This is a genomic window from Microcystis sp. M_QC_C_20170808_M9Col (genome assembly GCF_007095495.1).
Classification (GTDB): domain Bacteria; phylum Cyanobacteriota; class Cyanobacteriia; order Cyanobacteriales; family Microcystaceae; genus Microcystis; species Microcystis aeruginosa.
The window spans coordinates 1-21,069 of the sequence record NZ_SFBZ01000343.1 but is presented as its reverse complement, the minus strand read 5'-3'; the positions used below and the strand labels follow the sequence as shown (position 1 = coordinate 21,069).

Below are 21,069 nucleotides of genomic sequence, written 5' to 3'. Positions count from 1 at the left end.
TAACCTGTTTGTGCCTTAAGTCCTTCCCTGTATGGATTTCAGCTACTTTTGAGCGTAGGCGCTCTCATCGAATTTTATTTTAAGTTAATTATTTGCATAACAATTCCCGAAGAGCCGTATTTTTGATGACTAGGCAAGTGTTAATTACTGGTGGTGCGGGTTTTGTGGGCAGTTCCTTAGGTTTAGGATTAGCCCAACTCTATCCCGACTGGAAAATTATCGCTTTAGATAACTTAAAACCTCGCGGTTCCGAGTTAAATATTCCCCGTCTCAAACAAGCGGGAATTGAGTTTGTACATGGAGATGTCAGAAATGCGGAAGACTTAGAAGCATCCGCTTTGCCAGTGGATTTAATCCGAGAATGTTCGGCAGAACCTTCCGTTTTAGCTGGTTATAATCACGGGAAGGAATTAAAAGGTATTTTCTAGTTGCTTTCTGGTTAATATCTCTGGCAAATGGAGAATAGGGAACTCGAATCCCTGACCTCTGCGGTGCGATCGCAGCGCTCTACCAACTGAGCTAATTCCCCATATATAGACCATAATAGCATTTTTGAGCAGAAAATCCTAGGAACTGGCAAGGGATCGAGGGGCAAAAAATCGAGCGGCTTCTCTCTGGAAAACTTTAAAATGGAAAAAGTAATCTTGAGGATGATAACTAATGGCGATACTACGCTTAGAGAATGGGACAACCTATACCCAGTTAGCCGATATTAGTCTGGAATTGGCCAAATTAAATGTCACTTTAAACTATTGGCCGATCGAAAACGAAGCCACTCGTCAGCTACTTAAACAAGCTTCTCTGACTGACGAAGAAAAAGAAATAGTTTTAACCAGCTTAGACGGTTATTTTGAGCAACTTAAACAAGAAGCGGGTTATCAAGCTAGAGATTTAATCGTTTTACACCCTGAAATTCCCAATCTCGACACTTTACTGGCAAAGTTCGAGCGCTGTCACACCCACGCTGACGATGAGGTGCGTTATATCATTGATGGGGAGGGGGTTTTTGGCTTTGTCTTTCCCGATGGTTCTCAGGGGGAATTAACTATTCAACCTCAAGAATATATCAATGTTCCCGCCCATAGCGAACACTGGTTTCACCTCACTGCCAGTAAACGAGTTAAAGCAGTGCGTTACTTCACCAGTACCGCCGGATGGGTTCCCGAATATACGGAAACTGTCATTCGTTTTCCTAGTTTAACAGCCGTGTAGCCTTTGGTTTTTTGGCGATCGCTTTCCCCATAAGACAGAGGAGTTGTGCAGGGATGGCAACCCCGGCAGCAACAATCTGTTAAGCGGCAAATTTGTCCTGTTGAAAAATCTCCCGTCTAGTGCCTAGCTTGACGGGAGATTGTCTCAATTCGGGGGATTGGCGTGATAGATTTAGTCTAAGCCGAATTGATTGCCCCGTTTGTACTGTAAGTAGGCGGCAACGAACAAACCCGCTAGGGTAATGGGAATTAAGCCTAGGACAATCCCTAGCACTAAAGGTTCAATCACGTCTGTACTCCTTGGATTAGCAATTTTTCACCCGTATTTTATCCTAGCAGGGGTTGCCCGCGAAAGATAGGGCGATCGTACATACTTCTTAAGTGGGGTGTGGGGTGTATTTTCAGTGAACAGTGAACAGTAATCAGTAATCAGTGAACTGAAAACTCAGATCTGATAACTGATTCAAGACTGTCTCCTGTCTCGGAGTCTCCCGACTCCCCAAAAGGAAAACGGCTCTTCTAGGTTCTGTGTGATAAGTTTAACTTACATAGGATCGATCAATCTTTGTGTCCTTTGTGTCTTTGTGGTTCGTTCCACCCCCTCGCTAGGAAGAATGTATCTTAGAATACATTTTACCCACCAAACCTAAGAGAGCCGGAAAACTTCCTATCTCACCATTAAGATATAGCGTTTCCTAAGCTAGTGAGGTACACCTATTTTTCTTCCCTTTTGCCTTTTGCCTGTTGCCTTTTGCCTAAAACCCATAACTTTTGTACCTCAGCAGAGTGAAAAACGCTATAACTGCTCTACTCTAGGAGCGACCGAGAAAAAATTTTCTCAATGTGCCTTTACCCCAATAGCGATCGATTTCTTGCCAGAGATTGTGGAGACAAAAAACCACTGCGAGACAGAGAGTAACCGCAAGGATTTGAGAGAAACTTTCCCTTTGCCAAAATTTAGCCATTGCCTCCGAAATTACCCGCGTTACCCGATAAGCTTCCAGAAAACCCTCGATCGAGCCGAGAATCAGTGCTGCTAGGGTATAAACAAAGGTTCGATACAGAATGCTAAGGTAACGGGGTCGATTTTCTAACCATTCTAGCTTCATGGCTGCGTCGAGAATGGCCACGGTTTTTGCCGCAATGATCGCCCCTAAGCTCGCTTTACCCAAAACGTAGGTAGTAATCGAATATTCTTCCAGAAATAATTTCATGATCAGAAGAATATAACCGAAAGCCAAGAAAAAAAACAGGGCAAGAGAACCGATTTTTTTCAATTCCTTTTTAATTGCTTCCATTGATTTTTTTTGATATTTTCTGCCAAGATAGCGGCCGCGTACCTTAACTATAAGCTATAGTTAATTATTTGTTGCAGCTATTCTCCCATCTCCACCAGCAAGTTTGATCGCTGATAACTGAACTGATGCTTGAAACTAATTACGGCTTGCTGAATAAATCTAAAAACCTTGTTGTATAAGACTTTTAGACTTGTTTTCCCTCAAAAAGTGCCGACCTTTGGAGTGATTAGGGGGAAAATTCCTGGACTTTTTCCCTGAAAATTAGGTAATTGACCACCTGAAAATCGGTAAAACCCCACACCCCACACCCCACACCCCACACCCTGCCCCTAGGAAAAGCTTTTTCAGCAAACCCTAATTACAGCTTGATTGTCGATAAAATGAGGATTACCGAGGGGATCGATGGCACTGAAAGCGTAAAAATAACGGCGTGCTAGGGGCGGAAAATCGCTAAAATCGAAGATTGTGTCACCTTTAGCCACATCTGCCCAAAAATTTCGTAATTTCGGGGCTAATTCCTCCGCTAGACTCACGGGAAGATTGAGGGGATGGCAGGTTAACAAACGCATCATAAAAGGATAAGAGCGATCGCCTAACCATTGCCGAGAAATAGCGGGTAAATTCTCCCATCCGGGTATATTTTGCAGATGAAAAGATTCTATGGCTAATTCAACCGTGTTTTCGCAATATTCTAGCACCCGGTAGGGATGGGGATAACTGACGAGGGAGCCGGTGGTAATTTCATAGATACCTCTAGTAAAAGCCAGATCCTGCACGTGGAGATGGCCAGTAATCAACAATTTTACGCCGTTTTCCTGTAGTATATCGAGCAGTTCTACCGCATTAGCCAACATATAGCGTTTACCTAATTCATGATTGCTTTGTCCAGGTAAATGCTCGATAACGTTATGATGGATCATCACCATCACTAGATCGTTTTTTAGCGATGGTAAAGTCTGTTTTAACCAATGCAATTGTTCTGCATCTAAACTGCCAATTTGTCCACCTTGCTCATCGAATTGATTAGAATTAAGACCGATTAATTGCACTCCGGGTAAAATTTCTTTTTGGTAGTATATTTGTTCGGGATTGCTGTAACCAAATTGTTGATAATAAAAGGGAAAATCTGCTAAACCGATCTGGTTTTCTGTTGCGGTTAAACTCAAAACATCATGATTACCCGGCACCACATAGACGGGAAAGGGTAAAGTGGCTAAACAATCGGCTAACCAACGATGATTTTCTGGTTCACCATCTTGGGTTAAATCGCCAGCAATCAGCAGAAAATCAAGGTTAAGGGTAATCAGATGGTCTAAAACAATTTTTAAAGCGGGAATACTCACTTCCACCAGATGAAAGCGATTAGAATGGTTCAAAATGGTTGTGGGTAAAGCGATATGAGGATCGCTGAGAATGGCGAAACGGAAATTCATCGCATTGAATTGGGCTAAATATCGGTAAACTAGATTGATCGAGGAGAAATAGAGGAGAAAATATCTTTGGCTAAAGTTCGCGTTCGTCAGCACGTCAATCCCTTAAGTCATAAATATCGCCATCCGATCGCTCCCCCCGATTGGAATCAAGTTTATCAGGATATGACGCAACCTCTCCATCTTGACATTGGTTGTGCGCGGGGTAAATTTTTGTTACAAATGGCCCAAGTAGAGCCAGAAATTAATTTTTTGGGGATTGAAATTCGTCAACCTTTGGTAATTGAAGCGAATCAGGAACGGGAAAGGTTAGGATTAAGTAATCTCGCTTTTGTTTTTGGCAATATGAATGTTGCCCCAGAAATTTTACTGCAATCTTTGCCCGCAGATAAGTTATTTTGGGTGTCGATTCAATTTCCCGATCCTTGGTTTAAACAGCGTCACAGCAAGCGTCGGGTTGTGCAGCCAGAATTAGTAATAGCTTTAGCTAAGTATATGGTAGCTGGGGGCTGGGTTTTTTTACAGTCGGATGTGGAATCGATCGCCCTGGAAATGACCGAGAGATTTCAAGCACATCCCCATTTTGTTCGGCAACATCAAACCCCCTGGTTAGAGGAAAATATTTTCCCCGTACCGACGGAGAGGGAAAAGTCCACTTATAATAAGGGTCAACCGGTTTATCGCTCGCTTTTTCGAGTTCGGTAGCTTCAGCTAAAATATCTTGGCACTGTCTGAAATCATGGTTAGAAATCTCGACTCACCCCTAATACTTGAGGATAATAATCGCCCCCCTGTCTCTCAATTGCTAGAATTTCTCTTAACCAAAGAAAAAAACACTAAAAAAACTAAAGAAAATCTTACTTTTGAGGCTTTGATCGGTACTTGGCGATTATACTTTATCACGGGAACTCAAAAAGCTAAAAAGAGAGCGGGAATTGTTTTAGGCAAAGGCCGCTATCTACCATCCTGGTTAAAAATTACCATCTCTTACCAAAGAAATGAGAGTTTAGAACCGGGAGAATTTATCTCTGGAAGCGTCAGCAATCAGATAGTTTTAGGGGCAGTAAAACTATCCGTAAGCGGTCCGGTTAAGTTTTTTCCTAAAACCCGTCTTCTCGCCTTTGATTTTACCCGGCTCAACCTAACCCTATTTAATCGCTCTCTCTATTCAGGTTTTATTAGAAATGGCCAGGTAAGTGAAGCGAATTTTTATCAGGAAAGTATCAAAAAACAGGCATTTTTTGCCTATTTTCTGATCACAGAAACAATGATGGCAGCCCGGGGACGAGGGGGAGGATTAGCCCTTTGGGTAAAAGAGATAAGTGAGACAAAACTAGCTGAAAATAATTTATTAGAGGAGAAATAGATGGGATATTCTATCGATGTAGATGGGACAAATTTTGACAGTGAAGTAATCGAGAAGTCCTATCTAAATACGGTGATTTTAGACTTTTATGCCCTGTGGTGTGGACCCTGTAAATTGGTAAAACCGATGCTGGAAAAACTGGCAAGTGAATATAATTTTATCCTGGCAAAAATAGATATAGATAAAAGTCCCGAATTAGCCGAACAATACGATGTAGAAGGAGTTCCCGATGTGCGAATTGTCAGCAAGGGAGAAGTGTTACCCTGTTTTGTTGGTGCTTTGCCAGAAGAACAAATTAGAGACTTATTTTCCCGTCTCGATTTAAAATCGGAATTAGAAACAGGATTAGCAGAAATACAAGAAGCGATTGCCCTCGATAATTTGCCCGCAGCTAAACAATTATTTGATCGTCTTTTTCCTAAATATCCCAACGAACCGCGATTAATTATTATGGCGGTCAAATTTCTCATGCGTCTGGAAAAATGGTCAGATGCTTATCGATTAATCAGTGCTATTAAAGAGGAAAATCCTGTTATCAAAGGTTGGAAAACTCTCCTAGAATTTCAACAGTTAAAACCAGAAAATAATCCCCTCGATCCGATATTTTTTACTGGGATTAATTCCGCATTAAAAGAAGATTATGCCGCCGCTTTAGATAAACTGATCAGCCTGGTGGGGGAAAGTAGAAAATATCGTCAGGATGGGGCAAGAAAAGCCATGTTAGCCATATTTCAGATTTTGGGAGTTAGTCATCCCCTCACCCAAGAATACCAAGCAAAGTTAACATTTCTGCTCTAATCGGGGGAAAATTCAGGTACTTTTTCCCTGAAAATTAGGTAGTTGACCACCTGAAAATCGGTAAAACCCCACACCCCACACCCCACACCCCACACCCTGCCCCTAGGAAAAGCTTTTTGCCGCAAACCCTACCTAGGGTTTGCGGCAAAAAGTTTGTTGGTGGGGTTAGGAGTCAGGAATCGGTCAAAACTAAAGCAATTACCCTGGAAATTTCAACAAATCTATTCCTCGAATTTCTGTTGACAACTGCCAGGGAATTGCTAGAGACAAGATGCAGTTTATTTGTGGCGAATCATTTCATAGAGGGCAACGTATTCTTTCCCGGGGCGATTCCAAGAGTAATCGCATTCCATGCCTTGTATCGCTAATTTTTTGAATTCTTCCGGTTGAGTGTACCACAATTCTAATGCCCGGGACATGGCTGATTCGAGGGCATTATTATCGGGATCAAAAAAGACAAAACCATTGCGTTCTTCGGGTTGGTGATAGGTATCATAATCGCGATCAAAAACCGTATTAACTAAACCACCAACTCCCCGGACGATGGGAACGGTTCCGTATTTTAAGCTGATTACTTGTGTCAGTCCGCAGGGTTCAAAATTACTGGGAACCACAATCATATCAGCACCCGCATAAATGAGGTGAGATAATTCCTCATTAAAGCCCAATTCAATATGAACATCAGGGTTATTATTTAGGTGATTTTTCTCATGCCAGAACCAGTTATTAATTAACGATTCGGTGGCGGAACCTAGTAGGACAAATTGCGCCCCGCGAGCTAAGGCATAATACATGGCATGGTGAACTAAATGTACGCCTTTTTGGTCATCTAAACGACCGACATAACAAATTAAGGGTTTTTCTGCTTCATCTCTTAACCAGAGTCTTTCTCGCAGTGCCTTCTTATTGCGTGCCTTCTCGGAGAAGCTATCAACACCGTAGGGTGCAGCAATAAATTTATCCACTTCCGGGTTCCAGATATTGTAATCTAAACCGTTGAGAATGCCGGTAAATTTGTGTTGATGCTGGTGAATTGTATGGCCTAAACCGTAACTAACATCAGTGTGGTGTGCTTCCCAAGCATGGTGGGGTGAGACGGTATTGAAATAGTTGGCAAAAACGATCCCACCTTTCATAAAATTAATCACAAAAGGATTGAAGTTATCGCGTAGTCGGGCATAGCTGAAGTAGTAAGGATCGTTATTTAATCCTGTTGCCCAGAGAATTTCTGCACCTCCAAATCCTTGGTGCTTAAAGTTATGGATGGTGTAAAGAACGCGCTGATTGCCCATACCATGATATTTATAAATTTCAAAAAGTAAGGGCGGAATTAAACCGGTTTGCCAGTCGTGACAATGAATTATATCGGGACGTTTATTACTTCTGAGCAAAAATTCTAAAGCGGCTTTAGAGAAGAAGGCAAAACGCATATTATCGTCTTTACAACCGTAGTAAGTACCGCGATTAAAGAAATTATCCCCCGAATTGGGTTGAATAAAGAAACACAAGCGCCCGTGTACCCAACCACAAAAAACATTACAGTGAATTGCCCCACCGTACCAAGGCACCCACAGGTCGCGATAAGCCTCGTGTAAGCCCCAAATTTGGTCGTAGCGCATACAATCATACATGGGTAGGATTAGCTCCACGCAATGACCGCGAATTTCTAATTCTCGACTCAATCCATATACCACATCCCCCAATCCCCCAGCTTTAATCACCGGGGCGCACTCGGAGGCAACCTGAACTATATACATATATCAATAACTCCCTCGATTAATCTACAGGTCAGCTAGAAGCAATTTTTACAAAAGTATACAGTCTTCTGTGATTAAATAACTCGATCGATCGAATTAGTTGGGTGTTGGGGAAGTTGGGGTGTTGGGGAGAACAAAGCTGCCTTTTGCCTATTGCCTTTTGCCTATTGCCTCCTGAAGATTAACAGCGTTTTAACTGTCCTAGGAGCAAAATCACCTCATCGATGCCGTTTCTGAGGGTGGTGGCGGGTTGATCGCTGTTATTGACGGTTATGCTAAAGATTAGGGGTTGATTGTCGGCGGTTTCTAGATAACCGGCGAGAGCGGTAACTCCGGTTAAAGTCCCGGTTTTTGCCTGTAATCGTCCTTCTAGGGGAGTCTGGCGAAATCTATTGGTTAAAGTGCCATCAACGCCGCCAATGGCTAAAGAACGCCGATAATCAGGATTTTCTGCCATTAGTTGTAAAATTTGACCTAAAGTCTTGGGTTTAATTAGGTTTTGTCGTGATAGCCCCGAACCGTCGCCGATTTTATAACTATCGCTGTCAATTCCCAGTTTTGTTAAAGTTTCTTGCAATCCCGAGACACCGCCGATCATTTGTAGTAGGGTTTCGGCTAGTAAATTATCGCTATTTTTATTGACTTTTTCCACCAAATATGCTAAAGTTTCTGATTCTAAATTGGTGATCTCATAACCGCGAATTTGTGAGCTAATTTCTGCATTTTTAACGGTAATTCCCGCTTTTTCAAGGATATTACGCCAGCGATCGAGGAAATGCTCCGAAGGTTGGGGAATAGCTAAATTAAAATCATCTTGACTATCAATAGCCAGAGAACCAGTGATAATCAGGCGATTATTGGCTAAATTGCCCTTAATTACCAGAGTATTCGGGCTTCCTTGCGCTGCGGTGCTGGTTTGATTCTCAATTAGCCATTGTTTAGCGGCAATGGGATCAGACCATTGTAAATCTAAGCTTTGCCCCAATTGTCGCGGTAAAAGCTTTAAAGTGACGGAATTTTCGTTTAAAACCAAGCTAGACGCGGGTACAGCATAGTCAAAAAAGACATCTTCCCATTCCCAGGTTTTTTGACTATCGGAGACGACAAAAGGACTAGCAACGACAATTAAGCGAGAAATTGAGTTAATTCCCCGTGCTTTTAACTTTTCTGCTAATTTTTCTAACTTTTCTGTGGTTATGGTTGCATCTCCCCTCCCGACTAAGGTTAAAGTCTCTAAATCGGGGGGGTTGCCCTGGGCTAAAATCGGGCTTTTCAGACGATAATCGCGGTTAAATTTGCTGAAAGCGGCAGCAGTGGTTAATAATTTCGCAGTAGAAGCGGGAGTAAAAAAGTTATTTTCGTGGAGACTATAGAGATTTTCCTGAGAATTAAGGGATTTTACGAAAATTCCCCAATAAGCGCCTTGATAATCGGGTCGGGCCAAAATGCGATCGATCCTGGGGGCTAAGTCTGCTGGACAGATAAACTCGGAAGGGGGGGAATTGTCTTGACTGATGGGGGTTGCGAGGGTGACGGGATGGTTTACCCAGAGAAATAGGGAACAAGTCCCCAAGAGAAAAGATAATTTCGAGCGGCGTGTTAGCATAGAATTAAGTCTTGGCAGTAGGTAAATTGACTCTAAGTAGCTGGTTATAATTAAATTAAAAATGGATTTTAGGTTTGATCCCCCCTGCCCCCCTTAATAAGGGGGGTGCCGATAGGCGGGGGGATCTGAAAGTTTTTAATACCTACCTACTTAATTTAGCAGCATTAGTGACCATATTCTGCTAGTTACTCGATAGATTCAGTTAGGGATTGATCCGAGATATTCGCTCCCCTTTTTGCCAAAAAAGTTTCTTGATTCCGTCAAACTTCTATTCATTTGCGAGGATGTTTTTATGAGTTATGATTTTGATTTATTGGTGATTGGTGGTGGTTCCGGTGGTATTGCCACCGCTAGACGGGCAGCCGAATACGGGGCAAAAGTGGGATTAGCAGAATACGATCGTTTGGGAGGAACCTGTGTTAATCGCGGTTGTATTCCCAAAAAATTAATGGTTTATTCTAGTCGTTTTCCGCAACTATTTAAGGATGCGGAAGGTTACGGTTGGAGTCCGGTAGAGAGTCAGTTAAATTGGCAAAAATTAATTAGTGCAGTTAATCAGGAAACTATACGTTTGAATGGCATTTATCAAAAGATGCTCGATAATTCTCAAGTGACGATTTTTCCTAATTATGCCAAGTTTATTGATACCCATACCCTAGAGGTGGGAGACGAGAAAATTACTGCCGATAAAATTTTAATTGCCGTGGGGGGACATCCCGTTAAACCTGATATTCCGGGGATCGAACATACGGTAGTTTCTGATGCCATGTTTCAACTGCCAGAACAACCGAAAAGAATTATAGTTTTAGGGGCAGGATATATTGGGGTAGAATTTGCTGGTATTATGCACGGATTAGGGACAGAAGTGGTGCAGTTAATCCGTAAAGACAAGATTTTAAGAGGTTTTGATGAGGATATACGCGATGAGATTCAAGCGGAAATGATCCGTCAGGGAATTAAAATTATGCCCGAAACTTTCCCCACTTCGATCGAGAAAACTGCCGCGGGTTTAAAAGTACATATTCAGGGTAAAGAAATCTCAGAAATCTTATTTGTTGATGCCCTAGGATTAGCCGCTACTGGAAGAATTCCTAAACTGGAAAAATTGGGATTAGAGAATATCAATGTCGAGGTAAAAAACGGGGCAATTGTTGTCAACGAGTATAGCCAAACCAGCGAAGATAATATCTATGCCGTGGGCGATTGTACTGATCAAATTAATTTAACTCCCGTGGCCATTAATCAGGGGCGAGCTTTTGCCGATACAGTCTTTGGTAATAAACCCCGGTTAATGAGTTATGAAAACGTTCCTTCGGCAGTATTTTCTACTCCTGAAGCGGCGACGGTGGGATTAACAGAATTGCAAGCAAAAAAACAATATGGTGACACGGGAATTAAAGTTTATCGGTCTAAATTCCGCCCCGGTTACAATGTTTTACCGGCCCGAGAGGACAAAACTTTGATGAAATTAGTTGTCCATCAGGAAAGTGGTAAAATTCTCGGAGCGCACATGGTGGGAGATCACGCCGCCGAAATTATTCAAGGAGTAGCCATTGCCGTAAAAATGGGGGCGACAAAAGCCGATTTTGATGCCACTGTCGGCATTCACCCCAGTGCTGCCGAGGAATTCGTCACCATGCGTTAATTAACAATTTTAGGTGTGTTAGATAGGTGTTAAAAATTGTCAGCTACCCCCCTTATTAAGGGGGGATTAAGGGGAGATCCCCCCGCCTATCGGCACCCCCCTTATCAAGGGGGGCAGGGGGGATCAAAGACAAAATCTATCTTCAATTTAATTATAACCACTTACTTAAACCCACCTAACACACCGGAGAAAATTAACCTTTTTGGCTATTGACAATTGAGCCATTTTATGATTTTTTTTCAGTTAATTTTTGAGCGAGATTTAAGATATCGGAGGGGAGCATAATCACGGTACTGGTGTTATTTTCCGCTCCAATTTCCGTTAACATTTGTAGGCGGCGTAATTCCAAAGCGGCGGGATTTTCCATGATTAATCGGGAAGCTTCCGCTAATTTTAGCGAAGCTTCCTGTTCTGCGGCAGCTTTAATCAAACGGGCCCGTTTTTCTCGCAATGCTTCCGCTTCCTTGGCCATAGCTCGCTGCATACCAGTGGGAATTTCCACATCTTTCATCTCCACCCGTTCGATATCAATGCCCCAGGGTTCGCTAATTTCATCGACAATTTGTTGAACCGCTTGATTAATTTTGTCTCGTTTTTGCAAGACATCATCGAGATGATTTTGACCAACTACATTTCTTAAAGTGGTCATGGCCGCTTGATAAACGGCCGCGGGGTAGGATTCGACTTTATTAATCGCTTTGCTAGGATCGATAATGCGATAGTAGAGAACCGCATTAACTTTAATTGTGACATTATCGGCGGTGACAGTTTCTTGCGGGGCGATATCGACGGTTTTGGTGCGAATATCCAGCTGCATTTTTTGGTCAACTAGGGGAATGATCCAGTACAGTCCGGGGCCTTTGGTGTCTTGATAACGCCCTAGACGAAAGATAACACCACGCTGGTATTCTCGATCGATTTTAAAGCCATTTAATCCCAGAATGCCCGCTATCAATAGGAAGGGTGCTAAAAATTCCATATTAATTACCAGTTATCGGGTTCAAGTTAATCGGTGTGCGGTGACATCTCAATTGCCATCTCCTCGCTCCTGACCACTAATACATTCATTCTAGACAGTAACCGGGCTGTCGGGGAAACTCATAACGAAATATTACAATTTTTAGGAATTGCCTAACCAGCAGGGATGACTCGACTTCCAGACCCCGACCTGAGATAAACTACAGAATGTTATCAGAATTTACCTTGATATTATGAGCGTAGTTAGCCAAGTCATCCTCAAAGCCGACGACGAACTTCGTTATCCTAGTAGTGGTGAACTACAGGGTATCGGGCAATTTTTAAAAACCGGTGAGCAGAGAATTCGCATTGCCGAGACTCTCGCTGACAATGAGAAAAAAATCGTCGATCAGGCTCAAAAACAACTGTTCAAGAAACGTCCCGATTATAGAGCGCCGGGGGGTAATGCCTACGGTCAGCGTCAATATAATCAATGCTTGCGCGATTATGGTTGGTATCTGCGTCTAGTTACCTATGGGGTATTAGCCGGAGATAAGGGACCGATCGAACAAACCGGTCTGATCGGGGTCAAAGAGATGTATAACTCTCTTAATGTTCCCGTCCCCGGCATGGTGGAGGCGATTCGTTGTCTCAAAGAGGCCGCTTTAGGTCTTTTGACTCAAGAGGATGCCGTGGCAGCAGCCCCCTACTTCGACTTTATCATCCAGTATATGTCCTAAGCGATCGGGACAATCCCAAGGGCCTGAAGTCTGAAAAGGGGCAATTTTCGTCTCTTTCAGGGTTCAGGCTTGACTTTTTTCAGTGATCAGTGATCAGTAAGCAGTAAACAGTAATCAGTGAAAAGACAGTAGTAAACTGGCATTTGATCAGGCTCACTTAATACATACTGCTCACTTAATACTGGCTCTTCGGTTTGTGTTATGCAATGGACGGGGGTTATAAGGGATGGAACCCTTATATAGAGAGGCATTTAGCGATTTTTGTCAATTGTTTTTGCTCTAGAGCGAACTAATCAATTAAGTCTCTTGCCAGATAAGGATTTAGTCGATTTATGCCCCCCTATCGAACCATACCAAGTAACGAAGAACCTTAATACTCAAAACTGATAACTAATAACTCAAAACTGATAACTAATAACTCAAAACTGATAACTGATAACTGATCACTGATAACTGATAACTGATTATGTTTTGGCGCATTATACTACTTACTTTTCTGATTCCATCGGTCTATGGGGTGTTTGGCTGGTCGATCGCCCATGAGCGTTTATCATGGAGTGATTGGTTACTTGCCCGCGGTGATGAGATGAATTGGACTCTCACTAGCGAATGGCTAGAAATCATCATCTATATCCTAGCGGTAGGGGTTATCCTCTTAATTGCCCTAGGATTAACTCTGTTTAGTCACTTAATGCCGGTATTTTTCCGCAGTTGGTTTAAAAACGATATTAGTGCTGTATTATCAATTCTCGGCTGGTCTTTGGCGGTAGTCTTTATCTTCCACAAGTGGGCGGTATTTAGTCGAGTTTTAATCCTCTTAGCCGCCACTATCCTTGGTCGTCTAGAACTTCAGGAAGCAGGTTACAATAGGTGGCAAGTTTTCCTGATGCTCACCATCCTCTGCTTAGGTAGTTTTGGCTTGGGCATTTGGGCTTATAATCTTTGGGGTCACGAATTTCATCGAGTTACTACGGATTAATCTTATCAGGTGCGTGGGGTGCGGATTACTAATTTTGGTTTTTCATTCCAAGGTTATCGCCGCAAACACGCACCCTACAAAATTGCTTATCTCTAATCTTTAAAAAGTATGCCCAAAAAAAATAACGATACGCTCAAACGAGTCTTAATTGTTTCCTCTGGTTTAGTATTTCTGGCTTTAATGGTGGTGCCAACTTTAGGTTTATTGAAAAATAATAATTCTAATTCCCCCCAGGGCAATCAACCCGGGCAAGAGGCAACTATTCCTCCCGAAAAATTAGAAGAAATGGTCAAAGGTTACGAGAAAATTCTCGAACGTGAACCAGATAACCCCACTGCTTTGCAAGGACTGGCCCAAGCTCGCTTACAGTTAAAAGATTTTATCGGAGCCAGAGAACCTTTAGAAAAGTTATATCAAAAATATCCCGACAATCTGGAAGTTATGCTAGTTCTTTATGGAACAAGATTACAAACTCAAGACGTTTCTGGAGCTAAAAGTATCCTAGAAAAATTAGTCAAAAACTATCCCCAAGAACCGAAGTTTAAAGAAGAATTAACTCGCTTAAATCAAGCGATTGCGGCAGCTTCTAAACAGCGACCTCCAGAGACTAAAAAGTAATGAAAAAAGAATTAATTATTGAAGCTGGGGGAAGTGAAAGACAATATCGAGAATTTTTTATTTCTTGACTTGTTGCGATTATCGACATTGCTTGGGCATTACTGCAGCCCTTCTTCGGTAAATTAGCCACTTTAGCTAGGGTTTGCTGAATAAATCTAAAAATCTTGTTGGATAATATTTTTAGGCTTTTTTGAAATCAAAAAGTGCCAGCCCTTGGAGTGATCGGGGGGGAAATTTAGGCACTTTTTCCCTGAAAATTAGGTAATTGACCCCCTGAAAATGGGTAAAACCCTACACCCCACACCCTACACCCTACCCCCACGAAAAACTTTTTCAGCAGACCCTACCTAGGAATGGCCCTGCCCCCTAGACGACTAGAAAGAAACTTCGCTAATATCATCTAACCCTGACATTAGCTAACTTTGTTAGATAAGAACTTTTTTAGGAATTATGATCGGCCTATAATAGTAACTGTAGTCACCCCTATCCTTTAGCGATAATTCTTGGTTTAGGGTTGATGTCCTTCAGCGCAAGCGAGATTGGTTATGAAAATTAGCGAACTAGAAAACTACTTGGCTCAAGTTAAGTCAGAGATTGGTGACATCGATATCGTCTATCAATGTCACAGCCAGCACTATAGTTGGTTGGACAAAATGAGAAGCCATCAACTGAAAGTGTTAAAAAATACCGTAGACACTAAATTATTAATTTCTCTGCAATAGCCATTTTCTCTTGCTAGATGCCAGCCATGTCATCCAGTCTGTCTAATCTGCTTAACAGTTTATCTTTTCTTCACTGTCGATAGGTTCTTAAACCAGCCGCGTCGCCAAAAGAAAATGATTAAACTGAAAGCAACGGTTAGCATCAACACCCAGACGAATACATAGCCCCAATACCATTCTAATTCGGGCATATTATAAGGGGATTTATCAGTATTAAAGTTCATGCCATAAATACCGACAATGAAGGTGAGCGGGATAAAAATCGTCGAGATTACCGTTAAAGTTTTCATAATCTCGTTCATTTTATTACTCACGGAAGACAGGTAAAAATCCATTAAACCATTGGCAAATTCCCGGTAATTTTCGATAACATCGAGGATTTGTACCACATGGTCATAACAGTCTCTTAGATAGGGTTTAATGGTTGTATCGATGACAATATACTCATCGCGTAAAAGCGCATTGAGGGTGTCCCTTTGCGGCCAAATTGCTCGTCGCAGGGAGAGTAATTCCTGACGCAGTTGGTAGATTTTTGATAAAATTTGTTCCGTGGGACTAGCTAAAATTTCGTTTTCTAACTCCTCGATTCTTTCTCCGTAGGACTCTAAAACAGGAAAATAACCGTCAATAATGGCATCCCAAATCGAGTAGGCTAAATAACCCGATTTTTGCTGCCGGATGGAACCTTTATTTAAACGGATTCTTTCCCTAACTCCTTCCAAAGAATCGTATTGTCCTTCTTCCTGCACGGTTAAAACATAATTCTTCCCGACTATTAAACTGATTTGTTCTAACAAAAAACCCTGATGATCGATCAGGATGGCCATTGGCACTATAATTAAAAGATAATTCTCGCATTCTTCCACTTTTGGTCTTTGGGGAATACTGACTATATCCTCAAGAGTTAAGGGATGTAAATGAAAAATTTCCCCCAACTCTTGCAGTTTATCTTCATTACCCAAACCGACGATATCAACCCAAGAGATGGAATCATCGGATAAATATTTAAGACAGTCTTGAGGTAAAAGATTATTAACTATAGTGGCTTGTTGAGAATTATAATTAATTAAAAATATCTCGGTAGCAACGGCATTTTCATCGATGGTGATTAACCCCGGCATCGTCCCGGGTTGATTATAGTGATAATCATAAAGGTGGGGTTTTGTCTGGGAGGATTTTCGCCCTTTTTTATACCTAGTTAATCTTTTGTTATTGCTCATAGTTGAGATCGATCGCTGTTTGCCTTTTTCTTAGCATTGATCGCTCAAACATTCCTCAATTTTTAGCTAACTTTAAGATTGTCCCAGACTCTTAAAAAACGAAGATTAAACGTAAATGCCAATTATTAGCCGTTTCCCTCTCGATTTCGATGCGACGGATAAACTCACGAAAATAAAAACGGCGCTCTATTTCCGATAAATCTCGCCAAAATTGCGGAAAAGCAACGGCACGAGCGATAATAGTCAGGTTATCGGGGGGTAATTGGTCTAAACGTCCTTGAATCTGCGCGATCTCGTTTTTCAGTTTATAGGCCCGTAGATTAGCCGTTTCTTGATCTAAAATTCCCGCCGCTTCTAGGGAGGGCAATTGCGACAAAATATCGTTTTTTTGCCCTATTTCCTCGCTCATTCCCCGTTTGATCCCCTCTAAATCCGGTAAAGATATCTGAGCGATCGTCGGTGGTAGGTCTTGACAAATGCGCTCGATTGTGCTATTGAGAATTTTTTCATAAGCGATCGCCGAACATTTTTTTGTCCGGGGACATTGCAAAGGTCGCAAATAGAGGTATTCTAGGCCCTTTCCTCGCGCCGTCACTTTGGTAATCGTCATCCCCGATTGACATTGACTACAGACGACTAAACCCGCTAAGGAACGCGGGGCGCTGGCACTGCGGGGGGGTAATTTGCGATTATTTCTCAGGATGCGATCGATCTGGGCCGCTTCTTCCCGGGAGATAATCGGGGTGTGGGTATCGGGGATAATATCTTGACCGAGATAGCACAAATCGCCGCGATAAACGGGATTAGTCAGCCATTTATGGGCAGTAGCTACCGATATCTTCTTACCATAGCGTTTTTCTAGATAGCGCACCGTGGAACGCAGGGAAGCGGAAATCAAAAAGCGATCAAAAAAGTCTTTGACTACTGGCGCGGTACTGCGATCGAGTATATAACGCTCCTTGCCACGACGATAACCGTAGGGTGCTTTTCCGGGGGGAGGTAAAGCTTGCAGACGATTGTGAGCGTGACCTGCTTTTAAACGATTACTTAGTTCGTTTTTTGATATTTCTTGCAGAATCTTGGCAAAATTCAGCTTATAATCCGGGTCTTCTAGGGCAATTATATCTATGTCGAGGGCTTCTAAGGATTGTAAAATTTTGCTAACTTCCGTGCCATTGTCTCCCAATTCTGCTAGGCGACGCAGGATCAGCAGTCGGGGGGGAGTCTCTTGACAATCGCGGAGCAGTTGCTGCCGTTGTGAGCGATCGCCAAAATCCTGATACACTTGTTCGGGAGAATAGGTCGAAATCGAGGCATCGGGGGGACTATCAAGCAGGGGATTGGTATAGGTGTAGGCGATAATTTTCATGTTTTGCCGAAATCCTGGTATAGATAAGCTGTACTGCCTTGAAACCGCGTCTTGAAAAGTTTAGTACAAATGCTCGAACTACCTCTCCCCGCTCCCAACTCCGGCACTCATAGACAGTCTTAACCAGTAATTTGGATAGTCAACAGCTTACCTGCGGGCGAATGGAAAAGGAATTTCTGTCCATCTCCCTAACCCCCGCCAGCTGGCGATCGTTCCGCTAGACTTGGCAATTTCTAGGCCGGGCGCGATTCGTCTAGGGAGAGGGTAAAGAGCGAAGGAAAACCGTGAGTATGGCGGTAATAATCGCGACGGTTACGGGGATAATCAGCGATTTCGCCCCTTTTAAATCGGATATATCCTTAACTAGCCCCGATTGTTCGTTTTCTAGCCTTTCTAACCGCTTATCCATTCCCTCGACTTTCTCGATTAATTTTGCCTGTCCTACCTCTAGTTTTGTCAGGCGATCATCGATTCGATCGATCTTTCCCTCGATCCGCGTCAGGATGGCTTCTAGGGAATAGGTGACGGTTTCTCCCGATTGACTCATAAGCTAAATTCCTTGTTGCGGGGGATACTTCGCATTCTATCACTCCCGAAAGATGGCAGAATTACCAATCCAGAGGCAACGGCAACGATTATCAGCCTACAATATTACTAGGCGATCGAATAATCTCCGAAATTCAGATGAGTCAATTAAGATCTATTTCTGGGAAAAAGTTCGCCAAAATTTGAGAACGTCATTGAGAATTCAAGGTAGCCATTACATTTACTGTATTACTCGTTCAGACTGTCTATGAACCATCGTCAACAATTAATTCAAGAACTCGAACAAGTACCTGATGATCTAATAGAAACCGTATTAGATTTTTTACATCGAGTTCAGGCAACAGGCAACAGTCATCCTCTAGCCAATTTTTCAGGCATTTTAAGCGATTCAGAGGCACAAGAACTACAACAAGCCATTAAAACAGAATGTCGTCAGGTAGATGTCAATGAGCGGTGAAATGGATTGCTGCTCAATGTATAGAAAATAATTGGGTATTGGTGACAGATAAGTAGCTGGTTATAATTAAATTAAAAATGGATTTTAGGTTTGATCCCCCCTGCCCCCCTTGATAAGGGGGGTGCCGATAGGCGGGGGGATCCCCCCTGCCCCCCTTGATAAGGGGGGTGTCTGACAACTTTTAACGCCTACCTACTTGATACTGATTTTAATTATGTAGATGGACTGATTTTAGAACGTTGGTAAGGAGCGCATCACCTACAAAAACAGCCTACAATACCACTAGGCGATCGAATATTCCCGGAAATTCAGATGAGTCAATCCCCCGTCACCAATTCCCTAGAAATTATCCTGACAAATATCACGGAAAAATTAGACTCTTTACAGAAAGATTTCACCGATCTAAAAGTAGATATGGCCGAGGTGAAAACCGAACTCAAAAGTATTGATAGGCGATTGGAAAAAGTAGAGGGAACACAGAACGCTTTAATTAAGGATGTATCGGACCTTAAGGGAGCAAAATCGTTGATTATTCCCGTGGTAGTAGCAGTATTAACCAGTATTCTGACTCTGCTGGTGCGATCGATCCCTAATCCTTAAAAGTTTCCCCGTTTGTATAGTAAATTCGTAGGTCGGGTTGAGGCAACGAAACCCGACATAGATCCTCGGTTGTTGGGTTTCACTCTGTTCAACCTAACCTACAGCTATGAGAGTTGATTCATGAATCAACCTACGGCAACTTATCCCTCGTTCCGACGACCTTTAACCCCCAGTAAACCCAATCCGAACAGGGACAACGCCGCGATCGCACCAGGTTCGGGAGTGCGGGCCACCGGACCGGTTATCTCGGTTGCGTTGATCTGGAAACTGTTAGAAGTGGTACTGTTATTGAAACTCGCTCCATTAGCAAACCGGTTTCCCGATAACGTGGCGATGCCCGTCGGGGTTGTGCTAGGATTAGAGGCTCTCCAGAAGAAACTTCCACTGGTGCTGGTAACGTATAACCAGTATTTAGTACCGGCGGTAAACGTGAAGGGGCCAGTGGGAGTGAAGGTGTAGTTAAAGACTCCCAGTCCTTGAGGGGTAGGATTGGTGAAAGTGGCGAGGACGGTACTGCCCGGATCGCTACCCCCGACATCATTGCGGATCTGGACGAGGGGAGCCTCTCCGGTTTCGTAGCCACCGAGTCGCAGGATGGCGTTGTCGAGGCTGTAATTGTTACCCGCGGGCAGGGTAAAGGCGAGCGCTTTTATAACACTAACACCACTTAAAGTAGTACTATTATTATCATTCGTTTGCGGGAGATTCCCGATCAGAACTGCCGCGCGGACAGGGTTTACCCCCCCCCGTTAGTACAAGTGAACTACTGATGCCCGCTAACACCAAAGACATAGATGAGGTTTTCATGATCTCTAAAAAAGTTCAGAAAGATTGCCTTAATTCTATGGCAGCTGTCTCTTCTTTACGACCATTGATTATTTATAGTTATCATTTACCGTCTGGTATGATATTTAACTCTATAGGGTGTTGACAAAACGGCTAGAAAGTGGTGAGCAACATCGGGCAGTTTCTGGTCGTGCCAAGTGGGATTCCTTTAGGGAGAGGGTAAAGAGCGAGTACGGCGGTAATAATCGCGACACTTACAGGGATAATCGGCGATTTCGCCCCTTTTAAATCGGATATATCCTTAACTAAGCTAAGACGCACTTTAACCGCCTATCCTTATACTAAATACGGTTATTAAAAGCTGATTATTTATTGCCCCTATTGCCTATTGCCTCTCCTGATATGTAGGGTTTGCGGCAAAAAGTAGGGGCGAAGCATTCGGATAGAAAATCTCCGGTTTCACCGATAGGTTATTGCCCGAATGCTTCGCCCCTACAGGACGCGGGCCGATGAAGACCCAAGGTTTTGAAGCACGATTCTCTCAAAATCTTGCACCTGTTTCACGAGAAAAGCCACAAAACCCTTACCTTGCCTACATTTCACATTTATTCAGCAAGCTCTAAGTAGTCTGAGTAACGCACAGAAAACGGGTTTCTCCGAGAAACCCGTTTTCTACTCATGCACTCATGCAAAAGGGGGAATAAATAATCAGTTTTTAATAACTGGATTTAAGTAGCTGGTTATAATTAAATTAAAAATGGATTTTAGGTTCGATCCCCCCTTAATCCCCCCTTAATAAGGGGGGTGCCGATAGACGGGGGGCTCCCCCCTGCCCCCCTTGATAAGGTAGGGCTGTTTCATTTAAATTAAGTACAGCTGATTTTGAGTCAATAAATTTGACTGAAAATTCTCAAGTTTATCTTTCTCTAACCAAAAGAGTTAGTCACAATAATTAATCTTTAAT

The 21,069-nt window shown here is 42.8% G+C and carries 21 protein-coding genes, 1 tRNA gene and 2 pseudogenes; 13 read left to right on the top strand and 11 right to left on the bottom strand.

The annotated features are described in order from the left end of the window. Positions 1-125: 125 nt before the first annotated feature. A pseudogene (locus tag EWV68_RS21745) lies at positions 126-395 on the top strand (NAD-dependent epimerase/dehydratase family protein); the annotation flags it as partial. A 61-nt stretch (positions 396-456) separates the two neighbouring features. Here EWV68_RS21745 and EWV68_RS21740 read toward each other — a convergent pair. Next, a tRNA-Ala gene (locus EWV68_RS21740) sits at positions 457-529 on the bottom strand. Positions 530-660: 131 nt separating this feature from the next. On the opposite strand from EWV68_RS21740, the gene EWV68_RS21735 reads away from it, so the two are divergent. Further along, a complete protein-coding gene (locus EWV68_RS21735) occupies positions 661-1,212 on the top strand; it encodes a 1,2-dihydroxy-3-keto-5-methylthiopentene dioxygenase (RefSeq protein ID WP_287171041.1) in 552 nt (183 codons plus the stop codon). A 171-nt stretch (positions 1,213-1,383) separates the two neighbouring features. Here the strand turns inward: EWV68_RS21735 and petG are convergent, their stop codons facing one another. The 3 genes from petG to EWV68_RS21720 all read right to left on the bottom strand — a co-directional run bounded on the left by petG (position 1,384) and on the right by EWV68_RS21720 (position 3,942). Continuing rightward, positions 1,384-1,500 carry a cytochrome b6-f complex subunit V gene (gene petG / locus EWV68_RS21730; protein WP_002738052.1) on the bottom strand — a complete coding sequence of 39 codons (117 nt, stop codon included), beginning with the start codon at positions 1,498-1,500 and terminating at the stop codon, positions 1,384-1,386. A 523-nt stretch (positions 1,501-2,023) separates the two neighbouring features. After that, positions 2,024-2,509 carry a hypothetical protein gene (locus EWV68_RS21725; RefSeq protein WP_190722221.1) on the bottom strand — a complete coding sequence of 162 codons (486 nt, stop codon included), beginning with the start codon at positions 2,507-2,509 and terminating at the stop codon, positions 2,024-2,026. 344 nt (positions 2,510-2,853) lie between these two features. Beyond that, positions 2,854-3,942, bottom strand: coding sequence for a metallophosphoesterase family protein (locus tag EWV68_RS21720; RefSeq protein WP_287171043.1), 1,089 nt, complete (start codon positions 3,940-3,942; stop codon positions 2,854-2,856). Between the two features lie 66 nt (positions 3,943-4,008). On the opposite strand from EWV68_RS21720, the gene trmB reads away from it, so the two are divergent. Genes trmB through EWV68_RS21705 form a run of 3 tightly spaced genes read left to right on the top strand, consistent with a single transcriptional unit; the run spans position 4,009 to position 6,103 of the window. After that, the gene (gene trmB, locus EWV68_RS21715; protein ID WP_012267192.1) at positions 4,009-4,644 is read left to right on the top strand and encodes a tRNA (guanosine(46)-N7)-methyltransferase TrmB; all 636 of its coding nucleotides are present in this window, start codon (positions 4,009-4,011) and stop codon (positions 4,642-4,644) included. A gap of 34 nt (positions 4,645-4,678) precedes the next feature. Continuing rightward, positions 4,679-5,305, top strand: coding sequence for a hypothetical protein (locus tag EWV68_RS21710; RefSeq protein WP_287171039.1), 627 nt, complete (start codon positions 4,679-4,681; stop codon positions 5,303-5,305). After that, positions 5,306-6,103 carry a tetratricopeptide repeat protein gene (locus EWV68_RS21705; RefSeq protein WP_287171037.1) on the top strand — a complete coding sequence of 266 codons (798 nt, stop codon included), beginning with the start codon at positions 5,306-5,308 and terminating at the stop codon, positions 6,101-6,103. Positions 6,104-6,381: 278 nt separating this feature from the next. On the opposite strand, the gene glgA is transcribed toward EWV68_RS21705, so the two are convergent. Together glgA and dacB are read right to left on the bottom strand one after the other, a co-directional pair. Then, on the bottom strand, positions 6,382-7,860 hold the full coding sequence (gene glgA / locus EWV68_RS21700) for a glycogen synthase GlgA (protein ID WP_287171035.1): 1,479 nt from the start codon (positions 7,858-7,860) through the stop codon (positions 6,382-6,384). A gap of 181 nt (positions 7,861-8,041) precedes the next feature. Next, positions 8,042-9,466 carry a D-alanyl-D-alanine carboxypeptidase/D-alanyl-D-alanine endopeptidase gene (gene dacB / locus EWV68_RS21695; protein WP_287171033.1) on the bottom strand — a complete coding sequence of 475 codons (1,425 nt, stop codon included), beginning with the start codon at positions 9,464-9,466 and terminating at the stop codon, positions 8,042-8,044. 292 nt (positions 9,467-9,758) lie between these two features. On the opposite strand from dacB, the gene gorA reads away from it, so the two are divergent. Then, positions 9,759-11,111 carry a glutathione-disulfide reductase gene (gorA, locus tag EWV68_RS21690; protein ID WP_287171030.1) on the top strand — a complete coding sequence of 451 codons (1,353 nt, stop codon included), beginning with the start codon at positions 9,759-9,761 and terminating at the stop codon, positions 11,109-11,111. A gap of 226 nt (positions 11,112-11,337) precedes the next feature. On the opposite strand, the gene EWV68_RS21685 is transcribed toward gorA, so the two are convergent. Continuing rightward, positions 11,338-12,090 (bottom strand): slipin family protein, encoded by a 753-nt coding sequence (locus tag EWV68_RS21685; RefSeq protein WP_287171027.1) that lies wholly within the window; start codon positions 12,088-12,090, stop codon positions 11,338-11,340. Positions 12,091-12,322: 232 nt separating this feature from the next. Here EWV68_RS21685 and EWV68_RS21680 point away from each other — a divergent pair, with 232 nt between their 5' ends. The 5 genes and pseudogenes from EWV68_RS21680 (at position 12,323) to EWV68_RS21665 (ending at position 15,127) form a co-directional block, all read left to right on the top strand. After that, positions 12,323-12,808 (top strand): allophycocyanin subunit alpha-B, encoded by a 486-nt coding sequence (locus EWV68_RS21680; protein ID WP_012267184.1) that lies wholly within the window; start codon positions 12,323-12,325, stop codon positions 12,806-12,808. Between the two features lie 201 nt (positions 12,809-13,009). Next, positions 13,010-13,195 (top strand): annotated as a pseudogene (locus tag EWV68_RS22200) (hypothetical protein). Between the two features lie 79 nt (positions 13,196-13,274). Next, positions 13,275-13,787: a hypothetical protein gene (locus EWV68_RS21675; protein ID WP_287171025.1), complete on the top strand. Its 513-nt coding sequence runs from the start codon at positions 13,275-13,277 to the stop codon at positions 13,785-13,787. Positions 13,788-13,895: 108 nt separating this feature from the next. Continuing rightward, a complete protein-coding gene (locus EWV68_RS21670; protein WP_287171023.1) occupies positions 13,896-14,405 on the top strand; it encodes a tetratricopeptide repeat protein in 510 nt (169 codons plus the stop codon). A gap of 545 nt (positions 14,406-14,950) precedes the next feature. Beyond that, positions 14,951-15,127: a hypothetical protein gene (locus EWV68_RS21665; protein ID WP_002759470.1), complete on the top strand. Its 177-nt coding sequence runs from the start codon at positions 14,951-14,953 to the stop codon at positions 15,125-15,127. 59 nt (positions 15,128-15,186) lie between these two features. Here the strand turns inward: EWV68_RS21665 and corA are convergent, their stop codons facing one another. The 3 genes from corA to EWV68_RS21650 form a co-directional block, all read right to left on the bottom strand. Beyond that, positions 15,187-16,347, bottom strand: a complete 1,161-nt coding sequence (gene corA, locus EWV68_RS21660; RefSeq protein WP_287171019.1) for a magnesium/cobalt transporter CorA — start codon at positions 16,345-16,347, stop codon at positions 15,187-15,189. A 91-nt stretch (positions 16,348-16,438) separates the two neighbouring features. Next, positions 16,439-17,716, bottom strand: a complete 1,278-nt coding sequence (locus EWV68_RS21655; protein ID WP_287171017.1) for a recombinase family protein — start codon at positions 17,714-17,716, stop codon at positions 16,439-16,441. Positions 17,717-17,969: 253 nt separating this feature from the next. After that, positions 17,970-18,263 (bottom strand): hypothetical protein, encoded by a 294-nt coding sequence (locus EWV68_RS21650; RefSeq protein ID WP_002759475.1) that lies wholly within the window; start codon positions 18,261-18,263, stop codon positions 17,970-17,972. Between the two features lie 246 nt (positions 18,264-18,509). Between EWV68_RS21650 and EWV68_RS21645 the strand changes: the two genes are divergently transcribed. Both EWV68_RS21645 and EWV68_RS21640 read left to right on the top strand, forming a co-directional pair. Then, the gene (locus EWV68_RS21645; protein WP_287171014.1) at positions 18,510-18,719 is read left to right on the top strand and encodes a hypothetical protein; all 210 of its coding nucleotides are present in this window, start codon (positions 18,510-18,512) and stop codon (positions 18,717-18,719) included. Positions 18,720-19,031: 312 nt separating this feature from the next. Next, positions 19,032-19,319: a hypothetical protein gene (locus tag EWV68_RS21640; RefSeq protein WP_044000022.1), complete on the top strand. Its 288-nt coding sequence runs from the start codon at positions 19,032-19,034 to the stop codon at positions 19,317-19,319. Positions 19,320-19,459: 140 nt separating this feature from the next. On the opposite strand, the gene EWV68_RS22020 is transcribed toward EWV68_RS21640, so the two are convergent. Continuing rightward, complete coding sequence (locus tag EWV68_RS22020; protein WP_353737383.1) at positions 19,460-19,972, bottom strand: choice-of-anchor R domain-containing protein; 513 nt, start codon at positions 19,970-19,972, stop codon at positions 19,460-19,462. Positions 19,973-21,069 lie beyond the last annotated feature (1,097 nt).